At 47.5% G+C, this 22517-nt stretch carries 17 protein-coding genes; all 17 read right to left on the reverse strand.

The features are described from left to right. Positions 1–8: 8 nt before the first annotated feature. Positions 9–2675 carry a valine--tRNA ligase gene (locus MKX30_RS08225; protein WP_023989958.1) on the reverse strand — a complete coding sequence of 889 codons (2667 nt, stop codon included), beginning with the start codon at positions 2673–2675 and terminating at the stop codon, positions 9–11. 409 nt (positions 2676–3084) lie between these two features. Continuing rightward, on the reverse strand, positions 3085–4413 hold the full coding sequence (locus MKX30_RS08230; protein WP_076264952.1) for a LysM peptidoglycan-binding domain-containing protein: 1329 nt from the start codon (positions 4411–4413) through the stop codon (positions 3085–3087). 126 nt (positions 4414–4539) lie between these two features. Next, positions 4540–5454, reverse strand: coding sequence for an RluA family pseudouridine synthase (locus MKX30_RS08235; protein ID WP_076264951.1), 915 nt, complete (start codon positions 5452–5454; stop codon positions 4540–4542). Further along, positions 5451–6755: a glutamate-1-semialdehyde 2,1-aminomutase gene (gene hemL / locus MKX30_RS08240; protein ID WP_076264950.1), complete on the reverse strand. Its 1305-nt coding sequence runs from the start codon at positions 6753–6755 to the stop codon at positions 5451–5453. Before hemL ends, MKX30_RS08235 begins: the two co-directional genes overlap by 4 nt. Before the next feature lie 30 nt (positions 6756–6785). Continuing rightward, complete coding sequence (gene hemB, locus MKX30_RS08245) at positions 6786–7784, reverse strand: porphobilinogen synthase (protein WP_028541574.1); 999 nt, start codon at positions 7782–7784, stop codon at positions 6786–6788. Positions 7785–7831: 47 nt separating this feature from the next. Next, complete coding sequence (gene cobA / locus MKX30_RS08250; protein ID WP_076264949.1) at positions 7832–9388, reverse strand: uroporphyrinogen-III C-methyltransferase; 1557 nt, start codon at positions 9386–9388, stop codon at positions 7832–7834. Positions 9389–9392: 4 nt separating this feature from the next. After that, positions 9393–10319, reverse strand: coding sequence for a hydroxymethylbilane synthase (gene hemC / locus MKX30_RS08255; protein ID WP_023989964.1), 927 nt, complete (start codon positions 10317–10319; stop codon positions 9393–9395). 1 nt (position 10320) lies between these two features. Continuing rightward, positions 10321–10968 (reverse strand): precorrin-2 dehydrogenase/sirohydrochlorin ferrochelatase family protein, encoded by a 648-nt coding sequence (locus MKX30_RS08260; protein ID WP_028541572.1) that lies wholly within the window; start codon positions 10966–10968, stop codon positions 10321–10323. Positions 10969–10976: 8 nt separating this feature from the next. Further along, on the reverse strand, positions 10977–11804 hold the full coding sequence (gene ccsA, locus MKX30_RS08265; protein ID WP_023989966.1) for a cytochrome c biogenesis protein CcsA: 828 nt from the start codon (positions 11802–11804) through the stop codon (positions 10977–10979). A 16-nt stretch (positions 11805–11820) separates the two neighbouring features. Further along, a complete protein-coding gene (hemA, locus tag MKX30_RS08270) occupies positions 11821–13215 on the reverse strand; it encodes a glutamyl-tRNA reductase (protein WP_013311616.1) in 1395 nt (464 codons plus the stop codon). Between the two features lie 248 nt (positions 13216–13463). Beyond that, positions 13464–13862 (reverse strand): adenosylmethionine decarboxylase, encoded by a 399-nt coding sequence (gene speD / locus MKX30_RS08275; protein WP_053326605.1) that lies wholly within the window; start codon positions 13860–13862, stop codon positions 13464–13466. Between the two features lie 267 nt (positions 13863–14129). Continuing rightward, on the reverse strand, positions 14130–14717 hold the full coding sequence (locus tag MKX30_RS08280) for a hypothetical protein (protein ID WP_023989968.1): 588 nt from the start codon (positions 14715–14717) through the stop codon (positions 14130–14132). A gap of 288 nt (positions 14718–15005) precedes the next feature. Then, positions 15006–15617 (reverse strand): ribosome biogenesis GTP-binding protein YihA/YsxC, encoded by a 612-nt coding sequence (yihA, locus tag MKX30_RS08285; protein ID WP_053325975.1) that lies wholly within the window; start codon positions 15615–15617, stop codon positions 15006–15008. 18 nt (positions 15618–15635) lie between these two features. Then, on the reverse strand, positions 15636–17972 hold the full coding sequence (lon, locus tag MKX30_RS08290; protein WP_023989969.1) for an endopeptidase La: 2337 nt from the start codon (positions 17970–17972) through the stop codon (positions 15636–15638). 110 nt (positions 17973–18082) lie between these two features. Further along, positions 18083–19810, reverse strand: coding sequence for an ATP-dependent protease LonB (gene lonB / locus MKX30_RS08295; RefSeq protein ID WP_076160836.1), 1728 nt, complete (start codon positions 19808–19810; stop codon positions 18083–18085). Between the two features lie 217 nt (positions 19811–20027). Beyond that, positions 20028–21146 carry a flavodoxin-dependent (E)-4-hydroxy-3-methylbut-2-enyl-diphosphate synthase gene (gene ispG / locus MKX30_RS08300; protein ID WP_023989971.1) on the reverse strand — a complete coding sequence of 373 codons (1119 nt, stop codon included), beginning with the start codon at positions 21144–21146 and terminating at the stop codon, positions 20028–20030. A 110-nt stretch (positions 21147–21256) separates the two neighbouring features. After that, entirely contained in the window at positions 21257–22513 is a 1257-nt protein-coding gene (gene clpX, locus MKX30_RS08305; RefSeq protein ID WP_023989972.1) for an ATP-dependent protease ATP-binding subunit ClpX, read from the reverse strand. Positions 22514–22517: the final 4 nt, after the last annotated feature.

Here is a 22517-nt window from a genome sequence, read left to right on the forward strand (position 1 = left end):
GAGTGAAATTATCCCTTGAGTTCTTCAATACGTGCGATAACTTTAGCGCGCTTATCTGAGTAATCGGCTTGCTTGGCCTTTTCTTCCTCGATGACTTTAGCTGGTGCCTTCGCCACAAAGCCTTGGTTAGATAACTTTTTCTCCACGCGCTCCACTTCACTGTTCAAATGCTGAAGTTCTTTTTCCAGTCTGCTAATTTCCTGGGCAATATCAAGCAGTCCGGCCAGCGGCAGGTATAGCTCTGCGCCGCTAACTATAGATGTCATCGCTTTATCTGGAACGGTGAATTCTAATCCTGCGTCGAATTCAGACGTATTACAGAATCTACGTACATATTCCCCATTGCGGTTAATGATATCGAGAACGGCTTGATCGCCGGGTTTTATGAGTAATTCAATTTTCTTACTCATCGGCACGTTGACTTCAGCGCGGATATTGCGTACAGCGCGAATTACGTCGATCAGCAAATTCATTTCAGCGACTGCATCCTTATCCTCAAAAGCCGGATCATAAACAGGCCAAGCGGCCAGTGTAATCGTTTCTCCCTCATGCGGGAGATGCTGCCATATTTCCTCAGAGATAAACGGCATGAACGGATGAATCATGCGCAGCGTCCGATCCAATACATATGCAAGTACGGATTGCGTTTTCTTTTTCGCCTCTGCATTGTCGCCATATAGGGAAAGCTTCGCAAACTCAATGTACCAGTCGCACAAATCATCCCAAATAAAGTTATACAGAAGGCGGCCTGTCTCGCCAAATTCATAAGCATCTATTAGACGCGTGATGTCGCGTGAAGTTTCGTTTAGACGATGCAGGATCCAACGATCAGCGGTGCTCAAGTCACCAGTAATGTCTATATCTGCCGAAGTGACGCCTTCCAGATTCATCAGCGCAAAGCGTGACGCATTCCAGATTTTATTGGCAAAGTTACGGGCCTGCTCCACCCGCTCCCAGCGGAAACGAAGGTCTTGCCCAGGCGTGCTACTGGTGGAAATCATATAACGCATGGCATCGGTACCATATTGGTCAATCACATCGAGCGGATCAACACCGTTGCCGAGGGATTTGGACATTTTTCTACCGTCCGCATCACGAACCAACCCGTGCATAAGTACGTCCTTGAACGGAATCTCTTCCGTAAACTCCAACGCGGTAAAAATCATACGCGATACCCAGAAATAAATAATGTCATAGCCTGTAACCAAGACATTAGTCGGATAGTAGCGTTTGAGGTCCTCTGTCTGCTCAGGCCAGCCCAGTGTCGAAAACGGCCACAAAGCCGAGCTGAACCAAGTATCCAGCACATCCTCATCCTGTTTTAGCTTTCTGCCAGCGTACTCAGGCAAAGTTGTAGGGTCCTCCGCCGATACAATAACTTCTCCGGTTTCCTCATCGTACCAAGCCGGAATACGGTGCCCCCACCATAATTGACGGGAAATACACCAGTCACGCACATTTTCAATCCAATGCAGATAAGTACGTTCAAAGCGATCCGGTACAAAGTTTACCCCGTTGCCAGCCTTCTGCACTTCAATCGCTTTAGCTGCCAGAGGCTTCATTTCCACAAACCATTGTGTGGACAGATAAGGTTCTACAACTACACCTGTACGCTCACTGTGGCCTACTTGGTGTACGTGCTCTTCAATACGAATCAGTACGCCTTGCTCTTTCAGATCAGCGACGATTTGCTTACGGCAATCGCTACGATCAAGGCCCTGATATTTGCCTGCTTCGGCATTCATCGTTCCCGTTTCGTCCATCACCGTAATTTGTGGCAGCTGGTGACGTTGTCCCATTTCAAAGTCATTCGGGTCGTGAGCCGGTGTAATTTTAACCGCGCCGCTACCGAAATCTTTATCAACGTAGTCATCCGCAATGACCGGAATTTCCCGTCCGATGATTGGGAGCACAAGCGTTTTGCCAATCATTTGCTTGTAGCGTTCATCTTCCGGGTGTACAGCTACTGCTGTATCGCCCAGCATCGTTTCAGGACGTGTAGTAGCTACCGTAATAAATCCGCTACCGTCTTTCAGTGGATATTGCAGGTGATACAGATTTCCGTTCACCTCTTTGTATTCCACCTCAATGTCCGATAATGCAGTACGTGCAGCGGGGTCCCAGTTAATGATGCGTTTACCGCGATAAATCAGACCCTTCTTGTACAGTGTAACGAATACCTCGCGTACCGCTTGGGACAGTCCCTCATCCAACGTAAAACGCTCACGAGAATAATCGAGAGAGAAACCCATCTTTTCCCATTGATTATGGATATTATCCAGATAAAGTTCCTTCCACTCCCACACTTTCTCCAAAAACTTCTCGCGGCCCAAATCATAACGTGTCAGGCCTTCTTCACGCAGCTTTTGCTCTACCTTTGTTTGGGTAGCAATACCCGCATGGTCTGCCCCTGGCAGCCACAAGGCATCATAACCCTGCATCCGCTTGGCGCGAATAATAATATCCTGCAAAGTAAAGTCAAGAGCATGTCCAATATGCAACATACCTGTAACATTCGGTGGTGGAATAACGATTGTAAAAGGCTCTGCCTCTGGATGTTGCCCGGCGCGGAAATAGCCCTTCTCCATCCACGTTTTGTACCATTTTTGTTCTGCTGATTTTGGATCGTACGTTGTTGGCATTTCCAAGGTTGTCTTGTTGTCTTGTTCTGACATATCAGGATACCTCCATGATTTTTCAATTGGCAAATAAAAAAAGCCCTTCATCCTCAAAGGACGAAAGGCTGTTCTCTCGCGGTACCACCTTTGTTTCACCCCTAGTGTATGTATCCACTGATCCATTACACATGGTGTGACACTTTATGCAGATAACGGTTGCGGACCGGCCTTATTCTACCGTGAACCTCTTATCTTCCGTAGGAATTAAATGAGGAACCGTTCAAACAGGCGACTCCCGGGTGACTTCGGCCAGTAGCTTCCTGCGGAACCTCACAGCGCTGCAATTCCACTCTCTGAAGGGCTTGCTGCCTACTCTTCCCGATCTCAGTCTTTCAATAACTATACCACATCATACATTTCCCATTGACTATAGTCAACACCCGCTGTGCATTTTTCAGCAACCGGATCAAGGGATGTACAATACCTGTCCTTCTTCCACATGATGCTCCGCCAATCTGTTATACAGTTGAAGCTCACGTGTGCTGAGCTGATAACGGTCAGCTATGGTTTCCAGTGTATCCTCGCGCTGTACAATGCATAAGCGCACCTTGCGAAAAGGTGTTTCATCTTGTGTATGAAAAAAAAGGTTCTTCCACTTGGCATTCTCCCGCTCTTCTTCGGCTTTCTGATCCTGATCCTGCGGCTCCTGCTCCAATTGCTGCTGGTATTCGGCTTCCTTCACCGAACGGCTGGATTGGAGCAATGATGAGTAGACAACCGGGTCTGGCTCGTCTGCCCCTTCATCCTTTTTACTGTTAAGCGCCACACGCATCTCTGGCTTATCCTCAGTAAAGGTGTCATGGGCCTCGTGGTTCACCTGTTCTGACGCTTCAGGCCTGAAGTCGGAGTTATCTACTTGACTCGCCTCCAACTGTGGCTCCAGATAGACCTCGGACTCCGTGGCAGGATGCGGTTCATTCAACAAAGGGTCATATACTACATTGGGAGATGCGGAAGATACTTTAGGTTCATTCCCCCTTGTCCATGCTTCCTCTTGCTGAAATCCCCACACTTCCGGAGACCCATGCTCATGCTTGACCTCGGGAGAGCTGTCTTCAACTGCTTTACCCGTCCAAGGCTCATAGAACCGGTTAGAATCTACTGCCGACTCATAAGCTTGCTGTTCCGACGATGCCTTCTGTTCTCCATGGCCCTCAGACAGCTGTTCCCATGAAACGGACTCCTGTTGTGCTGGCACTCTGTAGGAAGTTTCAGGGTCTGTAAAATTGGAGGTCGAGTCATTGGTAGAATAGGCCTCTGCATGGCGATGCTCTCCATCGGCGGGAAGGGATTGAACCGGATGCTCAGGTGCATGCACTACGGTAAATTCCTCATCCAGCCAGACCGCCGTCTCCTCCGCGTGCGAGCTTTCCACGCCATGCAAAGAAAGAACACCTGTAATGTTTAGACTACGTAAAGAGAGCAGGTCCACATCAAAATTTTCAATCTCGACAGAGATATCTTCCAATCTCCCTACGCGGTTTAGCGGAATGGTAATTTCCACAGGGATCAAATGATGAAGCTCGCTCGTGATCTGTTCAGGTGTGCGGTACACGCCCTCCAGCAGCAAATGCCCTCGCAAAGCGGCATGGTCGCCGTGGGTTACAACCTGAATGCGTGGCAGAAGCTCAATTTCCTCCAACTCAGCAATCCCGGCAGCTTCCTCCGTCAAATGAATGCGTTCATAAATATCAAAACGCAAGCCTTGCGGCTGATCATTCTGTTGTTTGTTCAAGGATGGCATCCTCCTTTGGGCAGTCTCCGCACATCCTCTGACTTCTGGTCAGGCGCACGGAAACTCCATATTGCAAACCGTTTCTAGGTTCAAGTATATGCGCCAAAATAGAAGGCATGCCATCTTTTATAGCTGTTTGTGCAGCTTTTGAAAATCATCCGGCCAAGCATCCTCCACGGTAATCGTTTCGCCACTCAGCGGATGACAGAAGATAAGACGCTCTCCGTGCAGCGCCTGCCTGCCAAAATCAGTAGCCCGCCCCCCGTATAATACATCCCCAAGCAACGGGTAGCCAGCATGACTAAGATGTACGCGAATCTGGTGCGTCCGGCCTGTCTCCAGCGTCAGATATACGAGACTCACTGCACTTGAACCGCTTCCCCATACTTCCCCAAGTTCAATATGGGTAACCGCCTTCTGCCCAGTCGGAGATACACGGCGGCGCTGCTTATGATGCCTGTCCTTGCCAATAGGCCAATCCAACGTTCGCAGCGATGGAGGTACTTTCCCTCGTACCAAAGCTACATACCTGCGGCCGATATCCTTAGCTCTCATTTGCTCGTCCAGCTTGAGCAATGCAAATTCATTTTTGGCATACAGCACTGGGCCCGTCGTATCCACATCCAGACGATGTACATGCCGTACCGCCGCATGTATGCCATTCATCTCATAGTAGGATGCGACAGCATGATCCAACGTCAGCGGACCATCCTGCACAGCGCCGTCCGGATGTACTGCCATACCTGCTGGTTTATGCACTACCAGGCAAAAATCATCTTCATACAGTACCTTCAAATCATACCAACGAGGGGTGATGCCAAAGTTCATTACAGGAAAAAGGGCCAGCCGCAGCCGGTCCCCTGTAAGTTCAATCTCTTTTTCATGACGCAGTCTGCGCCACAGCTTTTCCGGTAATTCCAAACGATTCAGCAACCACTGCTCTACAGCATCAGCGCTGTTTTTTTCCCCGTCTGTGACTTCCCGTCCTGGCGTGACTTCCAGCCACGGTCCTCTTCTTTTCCAGCCACCTTGCCAGCTCATAGACGTTTGAGCGCGCGATAGTTCGCCTCAATGGTAGCATCAATATCCTCTACCGTATGCACGCCCGACACAAACATACCCTCAAATTGAGATGGTGCCACACTAACTCCCTCATTCACCATTTCAGTAAAGTAACGGCGGAAGTGGTCCTGATTACTCGTTTTAGCTGTGTCAAAATTGACAACCTTTTCTTCTGTAAAAAATGGACAAACCATAGAACCCACGCGATTGATCGTGACAGGGATACCCAGCTCGCTCGCATTACGTTCGAATCCGGCTTGAAGCCTTGCTGCCCGCTCTTCCAGACGATCGTATACTTCTGGCGTCAGCAATTTAAGTGTCGAATAACCTGCTGCCATAGCCAGCGGATTTCCGCTAAGCGTACCCGCTTGATATATTGGTCCCGATGGAGCAATCTGCTCCAGAATATCGCGACGTCCGCCGTAAGCACCTACAGGGAGTCCACCACCAATCACTTTACCCAGACAGGTAAGATCCGGCGTCACACCAAAGCGACCTTGAGCCGAATGAAGTCCAACCCGGAATCCAGTCATTACTTCATCAAAAATCAGCAGACTTCCGTACTGCTGGGTTACCTCACGCAAACCTTCCAAAAATCCAGGCTGTGGCGGTACAACGCCCATATTGCCTGCTACTGGCTCGACAATAATTGCGGCAATCTCTTCGCCAAATTTCTCAAAAGCTAGCTTCACCGAAGCCAAATCATTATAAGGGACGGTGATTGTATGGGTGGCCACGACTTCAGGTACACCCGGACTATCGGGCAAGCCTAAGGTCGCAACACCAGAGCCTGCTTTAATCAGCAAGCTGTCCGCATGACCGTGATATGATCCCTCAAATTTAAGAATTTTACTACGGCTCGTAAATCCGCGTGCGAGTCGAATCGCACTCATAGTCGCCTCAGTTCCGGAGTTAACCATACGTACAATATCCATGGAAGGAACACGTTCACAAACGAGCTTGGCCATTTCAGTTTCTGCCAACGTTGGTGCGCCGAAGCTGGTTCCTTTTACAACAGCAGCCTGTAAAGCTTTAACCACTTCGGGATGTGCATGCCCCATAATAAGCGGTCCCCATGAACATACATAGTCTAAATAGGATTGACCATCAATATCATATACGTGCGATCCTTCGCCATGGTCGATATATACAGGTGTAATCCCAACAGATTTAAAAGCCCGTACCGGGCTGTTTACGCCACCCGGAATGTATTGTTTTGCCTCATCGAAGGCTACTTTGGAGTTCGTATCCTTGCGCACTGTTCGTTGTTCATCGATCAATCTGACCACTCCTATCTTCTGAAAATAGACTTATTGCTTCAACCATCTTGCCGCATCCTTGGCCGAATAGGTAATAATCATATCTGCACCCGCACGCTTCATGCTTGTCAAAATCTCTAGCACCATTGCTTTTTCATCAATCCAGCCTTGAAGAGCTGCTGCCTTGACCATGGCATATTCACCACTAACGTTGTAAGCCACCATAGGCAGATCAAATTGATCCTTAATCGTGCGCATCACGTCCAGGTAAGAAAGAGAAGGCTTCACCATCAGCATATCCGCACCCTCCAGCACATCAGATTCCGCTTCTCGCAATGCTTCACGTGCATTAGCAGGATCCATCTGATAGGATTTACGGTCACCAAACTGCGGTGCAGAATCAGCAGCTTCCCGGAAAGGACCATAAAAAGCAGACGCATATTTGACGGAATACGACATAATCGGAATATGTGAAAAGCCTTCTAGATCCAGCCCCTGCCGAATCGCCTGTACAAAACCGTCCATCATATTAGATGGCGCGATAATATCCGCACCAGCTCTGGCCTGAGAAACGGCTGTACGTACCAGCACCTCCAGAGATTCATCATTCAATACTTCACCGCATACCTCACCATCATGCTCATGCATGTGTACCATACCGCAGTGTCCATGGTCCGTAAACTCACACAAACAAGTATCAGCCACAACCAGCAGTTCGGGATAACGAGACTTGATCAAACGAGTTGCTTCCTGAACAATACCATCGTCCACAAAAGCCGAAGTCCCTACACTGTCTTTTGTTTCCGGTATGCCAAACAGGAGCACGGCGGGAATGCCTAGCTCACTAATCTCTTTCAGTTCTTCCTCCAGCCGATCCAGAGAAAAACGGTATACACCTGGCATAGAGCTAATTTCCTGTTTCACCCCAGTGCCAAATGTTACGTAAATCGGTTGGATAAAATCAGCGGGATTCAATACCGTCTCACGCACCATACTGCGGATTGCAGCTGACTGGCGCAAACGACGATGTCTAGTAAAAGGAACACTCATGAATACAAACCTCCATTTTTTATACATTCATTAGCAAAAACAAAAAATTATAATGTCATAAGAGTACTTGATCGTTTCCAGTCACATAACGATTGAATCAGACTTTCAATGGTTGCCTTCTCTGACATAAAACTCACAGTCAAACCGGCTTGGGTAGCTGTCTCACCGGTCAAAGGACCGATCACAGCAATCGTAACTCCCTCCAGCAGCGACAACGGATCATGGATCCCCATTTGCCTGAGCGCTTCCAGAAAAAAGGTGACAGTTGAGGAACTCGTAAACGTAATCGCGTGAATGGCACGTTCCTCAAGCAGCTTGAGGAGCTCGTCATCCTGTGTTTTGGCTGCCAGCACCGTTTGATACAAATCAGCCTCGGTCACATGAAGGCCCATCTCCCTCAGCTTTTCTGGCAGCCACGACCGAGCTAGATCACCCCTTGGGAGAAATACATTCTGCCCTGCCTGCAAATCCTGCTCAAACCCTTCGAGCAAGCCCTCTGCCTGAAAAGGGCCTTCGATCTGTTCTGCCGCAATTCCGTGCGTCCGAAGCGCGGCTGCTGTAGCCGGTCCGACTGCGGCAATACGCGCTTTGAACAACGCGCGTACGTCCTTGCCCTGTTCCTTTAAGTGCGTGAAAAAGTATTCCACTCCATTAACGCTGGTAAAAAACACCCAATCATATTCAGGCAGTCGTGCAAATGCCTCTTTAATTTCCTGTTTGGTTGGCTCGTCCGAAGGGGCGACAGTCTGAATAACTGGAAATTCATAAGGCTCGCCACCAAGCTCTTCAATCCGGTGAACCAGACTGCTGGCCTGCGCACGCGCGCGAGTAACTAAAATCCGCTTGCCAAACAAAGGCATGTCCTCAGCCCATTTTAACTGTTCACGTTGATTGACCACTTCTCCGACAACGATGACGGCGGGAGGCTGAAAATTCGCGGCTTTCACCTTAGCTTCAATATCCGCCAGCGTACCCACCAGCGTATCCTGCTCGGCGCGGGTCCCCCAACGGATCAAGGCAACAGGAGTATCTGACGGCTTGCCGTGTTTTATGAGCTGTTCACTGATATAGCCGATCTTTGCTACACCCATCATAAAGATCAGTGTGCCCGTTGCGTTCGTCACTTTATCCCAATGAATACTTTTGTCGAGTTTATCCGGACTTTCATGACCTGTAATGATAGAAAGCGATGAGGCCATATCTCGGTGTGTGACTGGAATGCCCGCATAGGCGGGCACACTGATCGCTGATGTGATGCCGGGTATAATTTCATAGGAAATACCGTGTTTACGCAATAGCCCGGCTTCCTCGCCGACTCGTCCAAATATAGTGGGGTCTCCCCCTTTAAGACGAACAACTGTTTTGCCCTCCAAGGCCAAATCCACCAGCAGCTGATTAATTTCCTCTTGCTTCATGGTGTGACGATCTGGCAACTTGCCGACATATATTTTTTGGGCACCTGGCTTCATCAGTCCCAAGAGGCGTGGGCTTGCCAGCCTGTCGTACACAATGACATCGCCCAATTGAATGCATTCCCAACCCTTGACCGTAATTAATCTTGCGTCTCCGGGTCCTGCACCTACCAAATATACTTTTCCTGCCATGCTATCATCCCCTCACCTGCGCCAGAATCTGTTCCGCTCCTTTGGCTATCAAACTGGCCGCCACCGCTTCTCCCAGCTTTTGCGGATCATTTCCCTGGAGCGTTTCCTTCAAAATAAACTCGCCATCTGGCGATCCTACCATGCCCGTGAGGCTGATTTCTTGACCAGCCCAGACCGCATGAGCCCCGATCGGCACTTGACATCCCCCATTTAACACGCCCAGAAAGGTTCGTTCTGCCGCAACGGTAGCCGAGGTATCCCGGTCGTTGTAAAGGCGCAGCAAGGCCAATAGCTCTTCGTCGCTCGCACGACATTCAATACCCAGCGCTCCCTGCCCAACCGCCGGCAAACAGTCTTCTTCCGGTATATAGGACGTAATTCGCTCTTTCCAGCCCATCCGATGCAAGCCTGCTGCCGCCAAAATGATAGCGTCAAAACCTTCCGTCTCCAGCTTTTTCAGACGGGAATCAATATTACCACGCACAGGCTCCAATTGTAGATCAGGTCGCATGGACTTGATTTGACTGGCTCTGCGCAGGCTGCTCGTGCCCACCTTTGCCCCTTGAGGCAAATCCTCCAGGCTCTTGGCGCCCAATGTGATCAGGCAATCACGTGGATCCTCACGGCGCGGCACAGCGCCGTTGACAAGCCCTTCCGGTAATTCGGAAGGCATATCCTTCATACTATGTACTGCCATATCAATCTCACCAGCCAGCATGGCCTGTTCAATTTCTTTGACAAAAAGCCCTTTGCCACCCACTTTGGACAAGGTTACATCCAATATTCGATCACCCTTGGTCAGGATTTTCTTCACGACAAATTGCAAATCCATTCCATGCTCCGCGCACAGCGCGTTCAAATCTTCAATGACATGCCCGGTCTGAGTTAACGCCAGCGCACTCTGTCTGCTGCCTACCACAATTGTTCGCATGTTATTCCTCCTGATTTTGCGCAATCCATAGGTCTATTTCTTTTTCGGTCCAAGCCATAAATTCATGACGGCGTATTTGATCCAAAATTCCGCTACTCGCCAAGCGCCTCAGTAGTTTGGTCCTTTGCTGTGGAGAACTTATCTTATGTTTGATGATCTGTCGCATATCGTGCATGAAATCCAGATATGGCTCGTATTCGCTACCAAACAACGTATCCAAAGCTGATGTAATATCAGCGGTCACAGCAGGGCCAGCCCCTTCTGTGGAAATACTAATCGTCAATCTTCCTCGTCGAATGATACCCGGCGTTATAAAGTCTCCATCTTCCGATCGATCCGCCACATTTACCAGTATACCCCTTTGTCTGGCCTCATGCGCAACCTCATAATTCACTTCTCTCTGGTTCGTCGCCGCATATACAAGAAAGGCTCCCTGGAGGTCACCCTCGCGATATACGCGATTTACCCAGTGGAGCTGCTTGTGATCCGCCAGAACCTGTAAATCCGGCGTTATATTCGGGCTAATGACGGTAATGAATGCCCCACTTTCCATCATCCCCTTTACCTTTCGTTCCGCAATCCTACCGCCACCTACAACACAACAGATCCTATTCTTACAATTCAACGAAATCGGGACAAAATGCTGCAAAAGGCTTTTCACTCTCCCGTCCACTGATGAAATACAGACCAGGAATTCAGCAAAAAATTAAGAATCAATAGCGTGTAGCCCACCAATGCCCACTTTGCCATCACAAGCCCTGAACGCTGATTCAATCTTTTGCTCACTAAAAATACAATATACACGCACAAGGCAATCGCTGTCATCAGCACCTTGGTATCGAGCAAGAGACGCCAGCGTTCCTCGGCAATAATAGAAATAACGGCAACTACAATAGAGACTCCCAGCAAAGGAGTACCAATCAACAGCGCCATATGCGTATACCGATCCATCATTTCCAGACTCGGCAGGCGCCTGATCGTGTCATTCCATTTCTTTACTTTCAATTTACGATGCAAAAACAGATATAACCCCGAAAATACAGCCGCTACCGTCATTGCTACAAAACCAAGATTAGCCAGCGCAATATGAATCAGGAGCAGCCCATGCACTGTATGCCAATTTCCAAGCGGGTTGTCGAGAGGCTTCATCCATATATTGTTGAGCACTAGCACTGCAAAACTAATAATATTAAGCAGCAATACCGCAAATTCGGATCGCTGATAACGTGTCAGAATCAAAGAAATCAGTACCAAAATAACTGAGAACAGAAATAGAAAATCATAGGTCACGAAAATAGGAAGATGCCCTTCATTCCAGGTTCTTATCCCCATATAAGCAAGCTGGAGCACCAGAACGACAACAAGAAGCCCTGTACCTGTCCGTTTAGCATTCGCATTGCGACGAATCCCATCCGAGAATACAAACAGAAGGCTCAGGGCAAAAACATAAATCATTGAATCATATATAAGCATGCCTGAAGCCACGTCTGTTCACCCACCTTTACAGGCTGGCCGGCGCAAACGACGCTGGCAAAGCCTGAGCCTGAACGGTCTTTTCATGAACACCGGCTTCCGGTTTCATTAACGCAGATGCATCGCTTTTATCTACTTTCTGAGCGGCGTCATCCAAACGATCCTCCAGAGCAAAAATGTGGCTAAACATGTCTAGGGCCTCATTTCCCTGCTTTTGGACAGCCAGTTCCTTTACCCGATTGATCGGATCATGCATCATCTGATTCAGCATACTCTTCGTCAAGCGGCTAATCACTTTGCGTTGCCGTTCATCCAGCTCGGGAAGCTTATTGAACAAGCTTTCCAACGTATCCTGATGTACAGACTCCGCTTTTTCCTGTAATGCACGAATCACCGGACGCACTCCCATCGTTTTCAACCATTGATAAAACTCGCTAAGCTCATCTTCGATCATATGCTCGATTTTTGTAGCTTCGGTACGGCGCATTTCCAAATTGCTCTCCACGATCCCTTCCAGATCATCAATATCGTACAGGAAAACATTCTGTAATTCACCAATAGCCGGGTCGAGATCACGCGGAACCGCAATATCAATCATAAACAAAGGACGGGACTGTCGACGTTTCATACTTGCTTCAACCCGAGTCCGATCCAGAATATAACCCTGGGCACCTGTCGAGCTAATAACAATATCCACATCCGCCAACCGATTCATGCCTTCCTCCATCGTAACCGGCGTTCCATGAAACTTGGAGGCAAGGTCTTCCGCACGGGACAAGGTTCGGTTTGCTACAATAACCTCGGCTGCTCCGCCGCTGTACAAATGCTTAACAGTAAGCTCGCTCATTTTACCAGCACCGAGAATCAGTACCTTTTTATCGGTAAACATCCCGAAAATCCGTTTGCCCAGCTCAACTGCTGCATAGCTGACAGATACGGCACTTTCTCCAATAGACGTCTCCGAATGGGCACGCTTGCCCAATGTGACGGCCTGCTTAAACAACATATTAAACCACGTTGCCGTAATTTTCTGGGATTGAGCCTGAAGAAAAGCGTTCTTTACCTGTCCCAAAATTTGTGTTTCTCCGATTACCATAGAATCAAGACCACAAGTCACACGGAACAAATGCCGAATCGCCTGCTCGTCCTCATATATATATAAATGTTGTGTAAATTGATCACGCGGAATGCCAAACCATTGCTCCATAAAACTGCGTATAAAATAACCGCACATGTGAAGGCGGTCCACCACAACATATATTTCAGTCCGATTGCAGGTTGCGACAACTACGCCTTCCAACACACTTTTGGTAAGTTTGAGTTGTTCCAGCGCTTTTGGCAAATCTTGTTCTGCAAATGTAAAACGCTCTCTGACTTCCACAGGCGCCGTACGATAATTCAACCCAACAACGACGATGTGCATTGCAAATTCACCTGCCTAAACTGTAATAAGAATAACCACTGTTATCATAAACTATGTTAATTATATCACAGAAGTCCGAATCTCCTCCGGCTGTTTTATGAATTGTTTATGAAAATTGGATGGCTTTCATGAACATCTAGCACGTTCTGTATGATTTGATTTAGTGTAAACCACTTTTAAAACAAATAACCATGGAAATGTTCCATGGTTATAATATAGGACGCACAAATGGCTCCATAAAGAACGATTTACACTAACTCGGCCAGCTTGCACTCCGGTGATTCCACCTGAAGTTCTCCCAAGCCGCGAATCAGCTTCTTCGCATATGTTTTTTTCGGTTTTAGAACGGATACCAGGTAATCAATAGCCAGCTGCGGATCGACAGTCTCACCGCAAGTATAACAATCAATAGCGGCAAATCCTCTCTCAGGATACGTATGAATAGAGAGATGACTCTCCGACAACAGTACAAGCACGGTAGCTCCCTGTGGTTCGAATTGCTTGGATTGAACGGACATCACCGTTGCTCCGCAAGCTTCAGCTGCTTCAACTAATTGAGCCTCCAAAAGCTGCGCATCATTCAGCAATTCAAACTCAACACCCCAAGTATCTACGGCAACGTGTCTTCCGAAAGTTGAGTACTCCAATTCCATCTTTCGGTTCCCCCTTCCTAGGAATAAAATGTTTGAAAAAATTTCATCCGCTAGGACCTACGTCATTCACTTCCCGAGGGAATAACCTCTCGCAACATTCAATGTCCTGAGTGAATCCTGGTTCCTATATTCATTTTCAACGAGATTAAAAATAACATCTATGTGCAGCAAATGCAATCATTTTTTTGGAATAAAAAAGCCCCTTTCGGTAAAGAAAGGGACTACACTGCATAACGATTCATTCCATATATTCATGCCTTATTAAGCTTCAAGTGCAAATAATTTCGAGCAACTCATTCGAAGCTTGTGGTCAATCTGTTCCAACTCCGAGAAAGTGCGCGCCAAATTCCGCTGGTCAAGCAACGAATTAATGAGATGATATACGTCTGATATTTCATTTTCGACGTTCTGATGCTGAAAAAGCTGTTGCAGTTCCTGTACCGTATTTTTATATTCAAATACCAGCTTAGAGCCTGCGGCATTCTTCTCCATAATTTTACGAACCGTACCTTCATTATAAAAATACACCATAGTGAATCCTTGATACATTCGGTAAACGATGCCTTCACCCTTAAAACGAACAAAAAGTTTGCGTATAAATAGGGTTAGTTGCGGATGAATTAAGCGGCAAGTCAATTCACACACTAATGCTCCCTCTTTGGCTTCAAAAAACAAATGAACTTCCTCACCCGCACTATGCTCCAGAACGATTTCCTGACTTCCGTTATCCAGAACTTTAATGTGGTAATGCACCTGCGGATCATCCACTGCCCGCAAAAATTCGTCCATTTGAGTTTCCGACAAGGTCAATGTGGTTTTAACATACTCTGTGGCTAACCGCTGAGCCATACCAATCTCCTCAATTCTTTCCTGAACCTATAAGTTTAAGCTTTATGCTTTATTATACATCAGACCTACAGTGCTTTTCTTGCACATCAATCATAAATTTCCGCCATACATCGAAAAAAACAGAAAATAATGAGGTTGAGACTGCATTATCCTCCATATACACTCACTTTTCTGCTTAAAGTCCACGAGTTCCTTTAGTTATTATATATTATTCCTACCGTTTTAGTAAGTTTATTTTCCCGAAGCCCGAATCATGAAAAAAGGACGCCCTTAAGGACGTCCCTAGCCTTACAATTCCGCCTGCTCTTCGTCGTCATTCTCTATATAGCTGGAGATGACAGACCACAGCTCTTCCTTGCCCATACCTTCTTCGGATGAAAAGGGGATAAACAATCCCCCGGGAAGTATTCCGAGTTCCTGCTTGATTACTTTATAATGCTTTTCTCGTCGCGTTTTAGGGATCTTATCTGCCTTCGTGCCTACAACACATACGGGAAGCCCATTATGACGCAGCCAATCATACATCATGATATCATCCTTGGAGGGCGGATGGCGTAAATCTACCATTTGAAGCACCAGTTTGAGTGGCTCACGCTCCAGCAAATAAGACTCAATCATCTGCCCCCAAGCCTTGCGGGACGTTTTGGATACTTTGGCGTAACCGTAACCGGGAAAATCGACAAAATAGAGATCATCATTAATCCGGTAATAATTGAGTTGCTGGGTTTTACCTGGCGTAGAACTGGTACGCGCCAAATTTTTACGGTTAATCAACCGATTAATCAGTGAAGACTTTCCTACATTGGAGCGCCCCGCCAGAGCAATCTCTGGCAAAGCGTCCACAGGAAACTGATCGGGACCAACCGCACTTATTATAAATTCTGCTTTTGTTACTTTCATTGTGTCCTTAATTCCTCTCTAATGTACCCTTGCCTGCTCAACCAAAGCATGCTTTAGCACCTGATCCATATGGGCAACGGGGACAAATTCAACATCCTGCCGGATACTGTCGGGAATATCCTTCAAATCCCGTTCATTATCTTTGGGAAGCAGAATTTTTTTGTAGCCTGCCCGATGGGCAGCCAGCGACTTCTCTTTCAAACCACCAATCGGCAATACACGACCACGCAGAGTAATTTCGCCCGTCATAGCCACATCTTTGGATACATGACGGTTGGTCAAAGCTGAAATTAATGCGGTAGCAATAGTAATTCCTGCAGATGGGCCATCCTTCGGAATCGCACCCTCAGGAATATGAATGTGGATATCATTTTTCTCATAAAAGTCCAGTTCAATGCCCAGATCAACTGCTTTCGAACGAGTGTAGCTGAATGCCGCCTGTGCAGATTCCTTCATAACGTCTCCCAGTTTACCCGTAAGAATCAGTTTACCGCTACCAGGTACGACCGTCACTTCAATCATCAATGTTTCACCACCGACTTCTGTCCATGCCAAACCTGTAACCGTACCGATCTGATCCTCCAGTTCTGCAACACCGTAACGGAATTTAGCGATACCTAGATAATCCTTCAGATTATCCGGTGTGATTTGAATCGGGCCTTCGCCACCAGATACAACGGACTTCGCCGCCTTGCGGCACAGAGAAGCCATTTGCTGCTCAAGATTCCGTACACCAGATTCACGGGTATATTCGCGAATGACACGCAATAACGTATCCTCCCCTATAACCAGTTGTTCCTCGTCCAAGCCATGCTCTCTCTTCTGCTTGGGCAATAGGTACCGATTGGCAATTTCCAGCTTCTCCAGTTCGGTGTAGCCAGGAATATAGAGTGTCTCCATGCGGTCCATTAGCGGACGCGGGATGTTGTGTGCAGCATTGGCTGTCGTTACAAACATCACATTGGACAGATCAAACGGCAGCTCGACAAAATGGTCACTGAACGTATTGTTTTGTTCAGGATCAAGCACTTCAAGCAATGCCGCCGATGGATCCCCTCGAAAATCGGAAGCCATTTTATCAATCTCATCCAGCAAAAATACCGGATTAGACGTTCCTGCGGTCTTCATCCCTTGAATGATCCGCCCTGGCATCGCGCCAACATAAGTCCGGCGGTGACCACGGATTTCCGCTTCATCCCGCACACCTCCGAGAGAGATGCGGACAAATTCCCGACCCATGGATTTGGCAATCGAACGAGCCAACGAGGTCTTGCCGACCCCTGGCGGACCTACAAGACACAGAATCGGTCCCTTAATGGTCTTCACCAGCTTACGTACAGCCAAATACTCCAATACACGCTCCTTGGGTTTATCCAGTCCGTAGTGGTCGTTATTGAGTACCTCTTCAGCTTTGACGATATCCAGATCATCATCGGTAAACTTGTTCCATGGCAAGCTTAACAACCAATCAACATAATTACGGATGACGCCACCCTCGGCAGAGCTTGCTGGCATTTTTTCCAGACGGTCGATTTCCTTTTCAACCTTCTCCTTCACCGGAACAGGCAACTCCAGTTCACTTAGCTGGTTGCGTAGTTCTTCAACTTCTCCTGCGCGACCTTCCTTCTCACCAAGTTCCTTCTGAATTGCCTTCATTTGTTCACGCAGATAATACTCCTTCTGCGTCTTTTCCATCTGCTTCTTCACACGCTGGTTGATTTTACGTTCCAGCTCCAGTACTTCACGCTCATTGTTCAAAATATCCAGAAGCTTCTCCAGACGCTGAGTAACGTCGATCGTCTCCAGTATATCCTGCTTTTCCTTAATTTTGAGCGTCAGGTGACTTGTGATCACGTCTGCAAGCCGTCCTGGCTCCTCAATATCGGATACCGCAGCGAGAGTCTCCGGTGTTACCTTTTTGGACAAGTTGATATAATGCTCGAACTGAGTTAATACAGTGCGCATAAGCGCATCCGTCTCAGGCTGTACGTTTTCTGCCTCGTGCAGCTCCTTCGCCATTACCTCGTAATATTCTTCATTGTCCGTATATTGAATAATCTCGGCGCGTTCCAGCCCTTCCACCAATACTCGAATGGTTCCATTAGGAAGCTTGAGCATCTGACGTACCTTGGCTACCGTGCCGACTCGAAAGATGTCCTCTTGTGTGGGTTCTTCAATATTTACTTCTGATTGAGAACACAGGAGAATCAAATTGTCTTCAACCATCGCTTTTTCCAAAGCCTTGACCGATTTTTCCCGGCCCACATCGAGATGCAGAACCATGCTCGGGTAGACCAGAAGCCCTCTTAAAGGCAACAAAGGAAAACGACGACCTTTTGTCTTGGTGGGTCCCATCGCTTTCGCACCTCCAGTGATTCTCAGGTTCCGGATTTTACAATCCTCACGTTGCTATCTTTCATATTTTATCAAATGTTTTATGAAAAAACCAATGAAAGGGTGGTTTATCAGCAAGATCCTGTATCTGATATCGTCCCGTTATGCGTTCCATCAGCCTGTAACAAGGAAGATTGGGATGGGCGAAAAGTCTCAATTGGCGCATGTACAGGCAAATCCGACGTCATCTCTTCCCCAAACACATGTCGGAACACTTCTGTAACCGACTGTACGGGGATGACTTTTAGACCCTCAATGCTGTCAAAAAGAGCTTGCCAGTTATCCTGCGGAATGATCACTTTTTTGGCTCCCGCCTGAAAAGCGGCTTCAACTTTGGCTAATACACCACCAATCGGTTTGACACGACCATGGATGCTAACTTCGCCGGTCATAGCAATTTCATGATCCACCGGAATTCCCCGCATCGCGGAAGCAATAGCTGTTGCCATCGCAATTCCTGCGGACGGGCCATCTACCGGCGTACCCCCGGGGAAATTGATATGCAGGTCGTAATTCGACGGAGCCAATCCGAGCGTACGCAAAACGGTCAGAACATTTTCCACAGAACCTTTAGCCATGCTCTTACGGCGCAGTGTGCGGGACCCACCTCCGATTTCTTCCTCATCCACGACTCCTGTAATATTATAGTTTCCCTTTCCCTCAGGAACCGGAACCGCGGTAACTTCAATTTCCAGCAGCATTCCCATGTTCGGACCGTATACAGCTAAACCATTAACAAATCCGATTTGCGGCAAGCCCGGTATTTTTCGGTCAGGACGCGGCTGAATTTGACTGCTGCCCGCTACCCATTCCACGTCGGAAGCATTGAGACGTTCCCTTTTCTCGGTAAGTGCCAAACCAGCAGCAAGCTGGATCATATTGACCGCCTCCCGACCGTTCGTTGCGTAACGCTGTACAACTTCTACCGCCTCAGGACAAGGACCAAAGCCTAGCTTGTGGACAGCATCCTCAGCAATACGGGCAATCTCCTGTGGCTGCAAGGCACGGAAATAAATTTCCATGCACCGGGAGCGAATCGCAGGTGGCAACTCATGCGGCGAACGGGTCGTCGCACCTACCAAACGAAAATCCGCTGGCAAACCGTTTTGGAATATATCGTGGATATAAGCAGGAGTATGCGAATCTTCCGAGTTGTAATACGCACTTTCCAAAAATACCTTGCGATCCTCCAGCACTTTCAACAGTTTATTCATCTGCGTTGGATGCAGCTCACCAATCTCATCAATGAACAGCATACCCCCATGTGCCTTCGTTACAGCTCCAGGCTTAGGCTGCGGGATACCCGCCACCCCCATCGCTCCTGCCCCTTGATAGATTGGATCATGTACTGAACCTATCAGCGGGTCCGCAATACCGCGCTCGTCAAAGCGGGCCGTCGTGGCATCAATCTCCGTGAATTTGGCATCTCCCTTGAACGGGGATGACAGATTCTTCTTCGCCTCTTCCAACACCACGCGTGCAGCAGCCGTCTTCCCTACACCCGGCGGGCCATAAATAATGACATGCTGCGGATTCGCACTACATAACGCCGCCTTGAGCGCGCGCAATCCGTCCTTCTGACCCACGATATCCTGTAATGTGGCAGGACGTGTGCGTTCAGCCAATGGTTTGGTAAGTGAAATTGAACGCAATTTGCGTAGCTTATCTAATTCCTTCCGGGATTCTCGATCCACCGCACTACGGTTCGTTTTCTGGCTCCGCAGGAGGTTCCAGAAATACAGACCAATAACAATCCCGAAAAACATTTGCACCAATAACAAAATCATAGTCAAGTCCATCGTATTTCCTCCGTTTCTCATCTCAGCAATTTGAAAAATGCCGCTCTATGAAAAACAGTATTTCCTTTTCCGCGATAGCTAAACGGCGGTCTTTCAAAAGATCAGAGAGAAATACAAAAACACCGCGAAGAACAGTTCTGTAGCAGAGCTGCTCTCCACGGCGTATAAATGATGACAATAGATTATGACTATGCCTCTTTATAATAACTGCTTTTGCCTACACCTTCTCGGCGGTATGACGTTCTTCACGTCCAGGGATTTTCCCTGTTTCCTCATATGCCTTGACGATGATATCAATTTCTTTTTTCAATTCCTCGACCATATCAGCCTCAGGTACTTTGCGAATCATTTTTCCATAACGGAACAAAAGGCCTTCACCGCGCGCTCCGGCAATTCCGATATCAGCTTCCTTCGCTTCACCCGGGCCATTCACTGCACAACCCAGTACTGATACTTTAATCGGTACCTTGAGTTTTGCAATGTAGTCTTCTACCTCGTTAGCAATAGAGAACAGATCAATATCCAGACGTCCGCAAGTCGGACAAGAAATCAGTGTAGCTGCGTTTGTGATCAATCCAAACGTCTTGAGCAACTCACGTGCTACCTTCACTTCTTCCACCGGATCGGCGCTGAGCGAAATACGCATTGTGGAGCCGATGCCTGATGCCAGCAAAGCGCCCATACCTGCCGCGCTTTTAACCGTACCCGTAAAGAGCGTCCCAGCTTCGGTAATACCCAGATGGAGCGGATATTTAATAATTTCAGCTGCCTTCGTGTAAGCGGCAATCGCCATAGGAACATCAGACGCCTTCAATGACACGATAATGTCATGGAAATCAAGCTCTTCCAGTATCCCGATATGATACAGTGCGCTTTCTACCATCGCTTCTGGCGTAGGGTAGCCATACTTATCAAGTAAATGCTGTTCCAACGACCCGGCGTTCACACCAATCCGAATTGGAATCCCTTTTTCCTTACATGCCTTAACGACAGCTTCCACTTTTTCACGTCGTCCAATGTTACCTGGATTAATGCGAACCTTATCAATTCCATTTTCAATTGCCAGTAGAGCCAGCTTGTGATTAAAGTGAATATCTGCAACCAGCGGAATATGAATCCGTTTTTTAATTTCCTTAATGGCTGCGGCAGCTTCCTCATTGTTGACGGTAACCCGCACCAGTTGACATCCGGCTTCTTCCAAGCGAAGAATCTCGGCTACAGTTGCTTCCACATCTGCTGTTTTGGTTGTACACATGCTTTGGATGATGACTTCATTGCTGCCGCCAATCGTCAGATTCCCGACTTTAACGGGACGTGTGTCTTGTCTTAAGAACATGTACTTTTCTCTCCCATTAACGCCAAACCTCCACCCCTTAAAACCTCATACAGGTTTAGTGAAGTGGAGATCCGGCTTCTCATGTTTTAGAGATCGCGAAGTATCAATCCTTAGGCGCTCTCTTCTTGTTTTTTATCCTTATCTGTACCACCGAGTTCCGGTGCGATTTTATCTTTTACAACCTGCTCATTGATGACGCAAGTAGTGATATCATCACGGGAAGGAACCTCATACATCACATCCAGCATAATGCCTTCAATGATCGCACGAAGACCACGGGCACCCGTGTTACGCTTGATGGCTTCACGGGCAATGGCTTCCAGAGCATCTTGCTTAAACTCCAAAGTAACATTATCCAGTTCAAGCATCTTCTGATACTGCTTGACTAACGCATTTTTCGGCTCAGACAAAATACGAACCAATGTGTTCTCATCAAGCGGCTCCAGCGTAGAAATAACCGGCAAACGTCCTACAAACTCCGGAATCAGACCGAATTTCAAAAGATCCTCAGGCAATACCATTGAAGTATATTCGCCTGGTTTCAGATCTTTTTGTTCGCTAGTAGCGTTAAAGCCGATGACCTTTTTACCGATACGGCGTTTAATCATTTGCTCCAAACCATCAAAGGCACCACCGCAAATGAACAGGATATTCGTGGTGTCAATTTGAATGAACTCTTGATGTGGATGCTTGCGACCGCCTTGCGGAGGTACAGAAGCAACCGTGCCTTCCAAAATTTTAAGCAACGCCTGCTGTACACCTTCACCCGATACGTCACGCGTAATGGACGGGTTTTCGGATTTGCGGGCTACTTTATCAATTTCGTCAATGTAGATAATGCCGCGTTCGGCTTTTTCCACATCATAATCGGCAGCTTGAATCAGTTTCAGCAAAATATTTTCAACGTCTTCACCCACATAACCTGCTTCCGTAAGGGAAGTGGCATCTGCGATAGCAAAAGGAACGTTCAAAATTTTAGCCATGGTTTGCGCAAGCAACGTTTTACCCGAACCTGTAGGTCCAAGCATCAAAATGTTACTTTTTTGCAGTTCCACATCATCAATTTTGTTTTGAGTATTAATACGTTTGTAGTGATTATATACCGCTACAGACAACGATTTTTTCGCTTGATCCTGACCAATGACATATTGGTCCAGAATGTCACGGATTTGCATTGGTTTCGGAATGTCTTTCAGATCTACTTCTTCTTCATGACCCAATTCCTCTTCTACAATCTCCGTGCATAACTCAATGCATTCGTCACATATATATACGCCCGGTCCAGCAACAAGCTTGCGAACCTGATCCTGAGATTTACCGCAGAAAGAACATTTCAATTGTCCTTTTTCATCATTAAATTTAAACATAGAG

The sequence above is a fragment of the Paenibacillus sp. FSL P2-0173 genome, assembly GCF_038008045.1.
In the GTDB taxonomy this organism is placed as follows: domain Bacteria; phylum Bacillota; class Bacilli; order Paenibacillales; family Paenibacillaceae; genus Paenibacillus; species Paenibacillus polymyxa_B.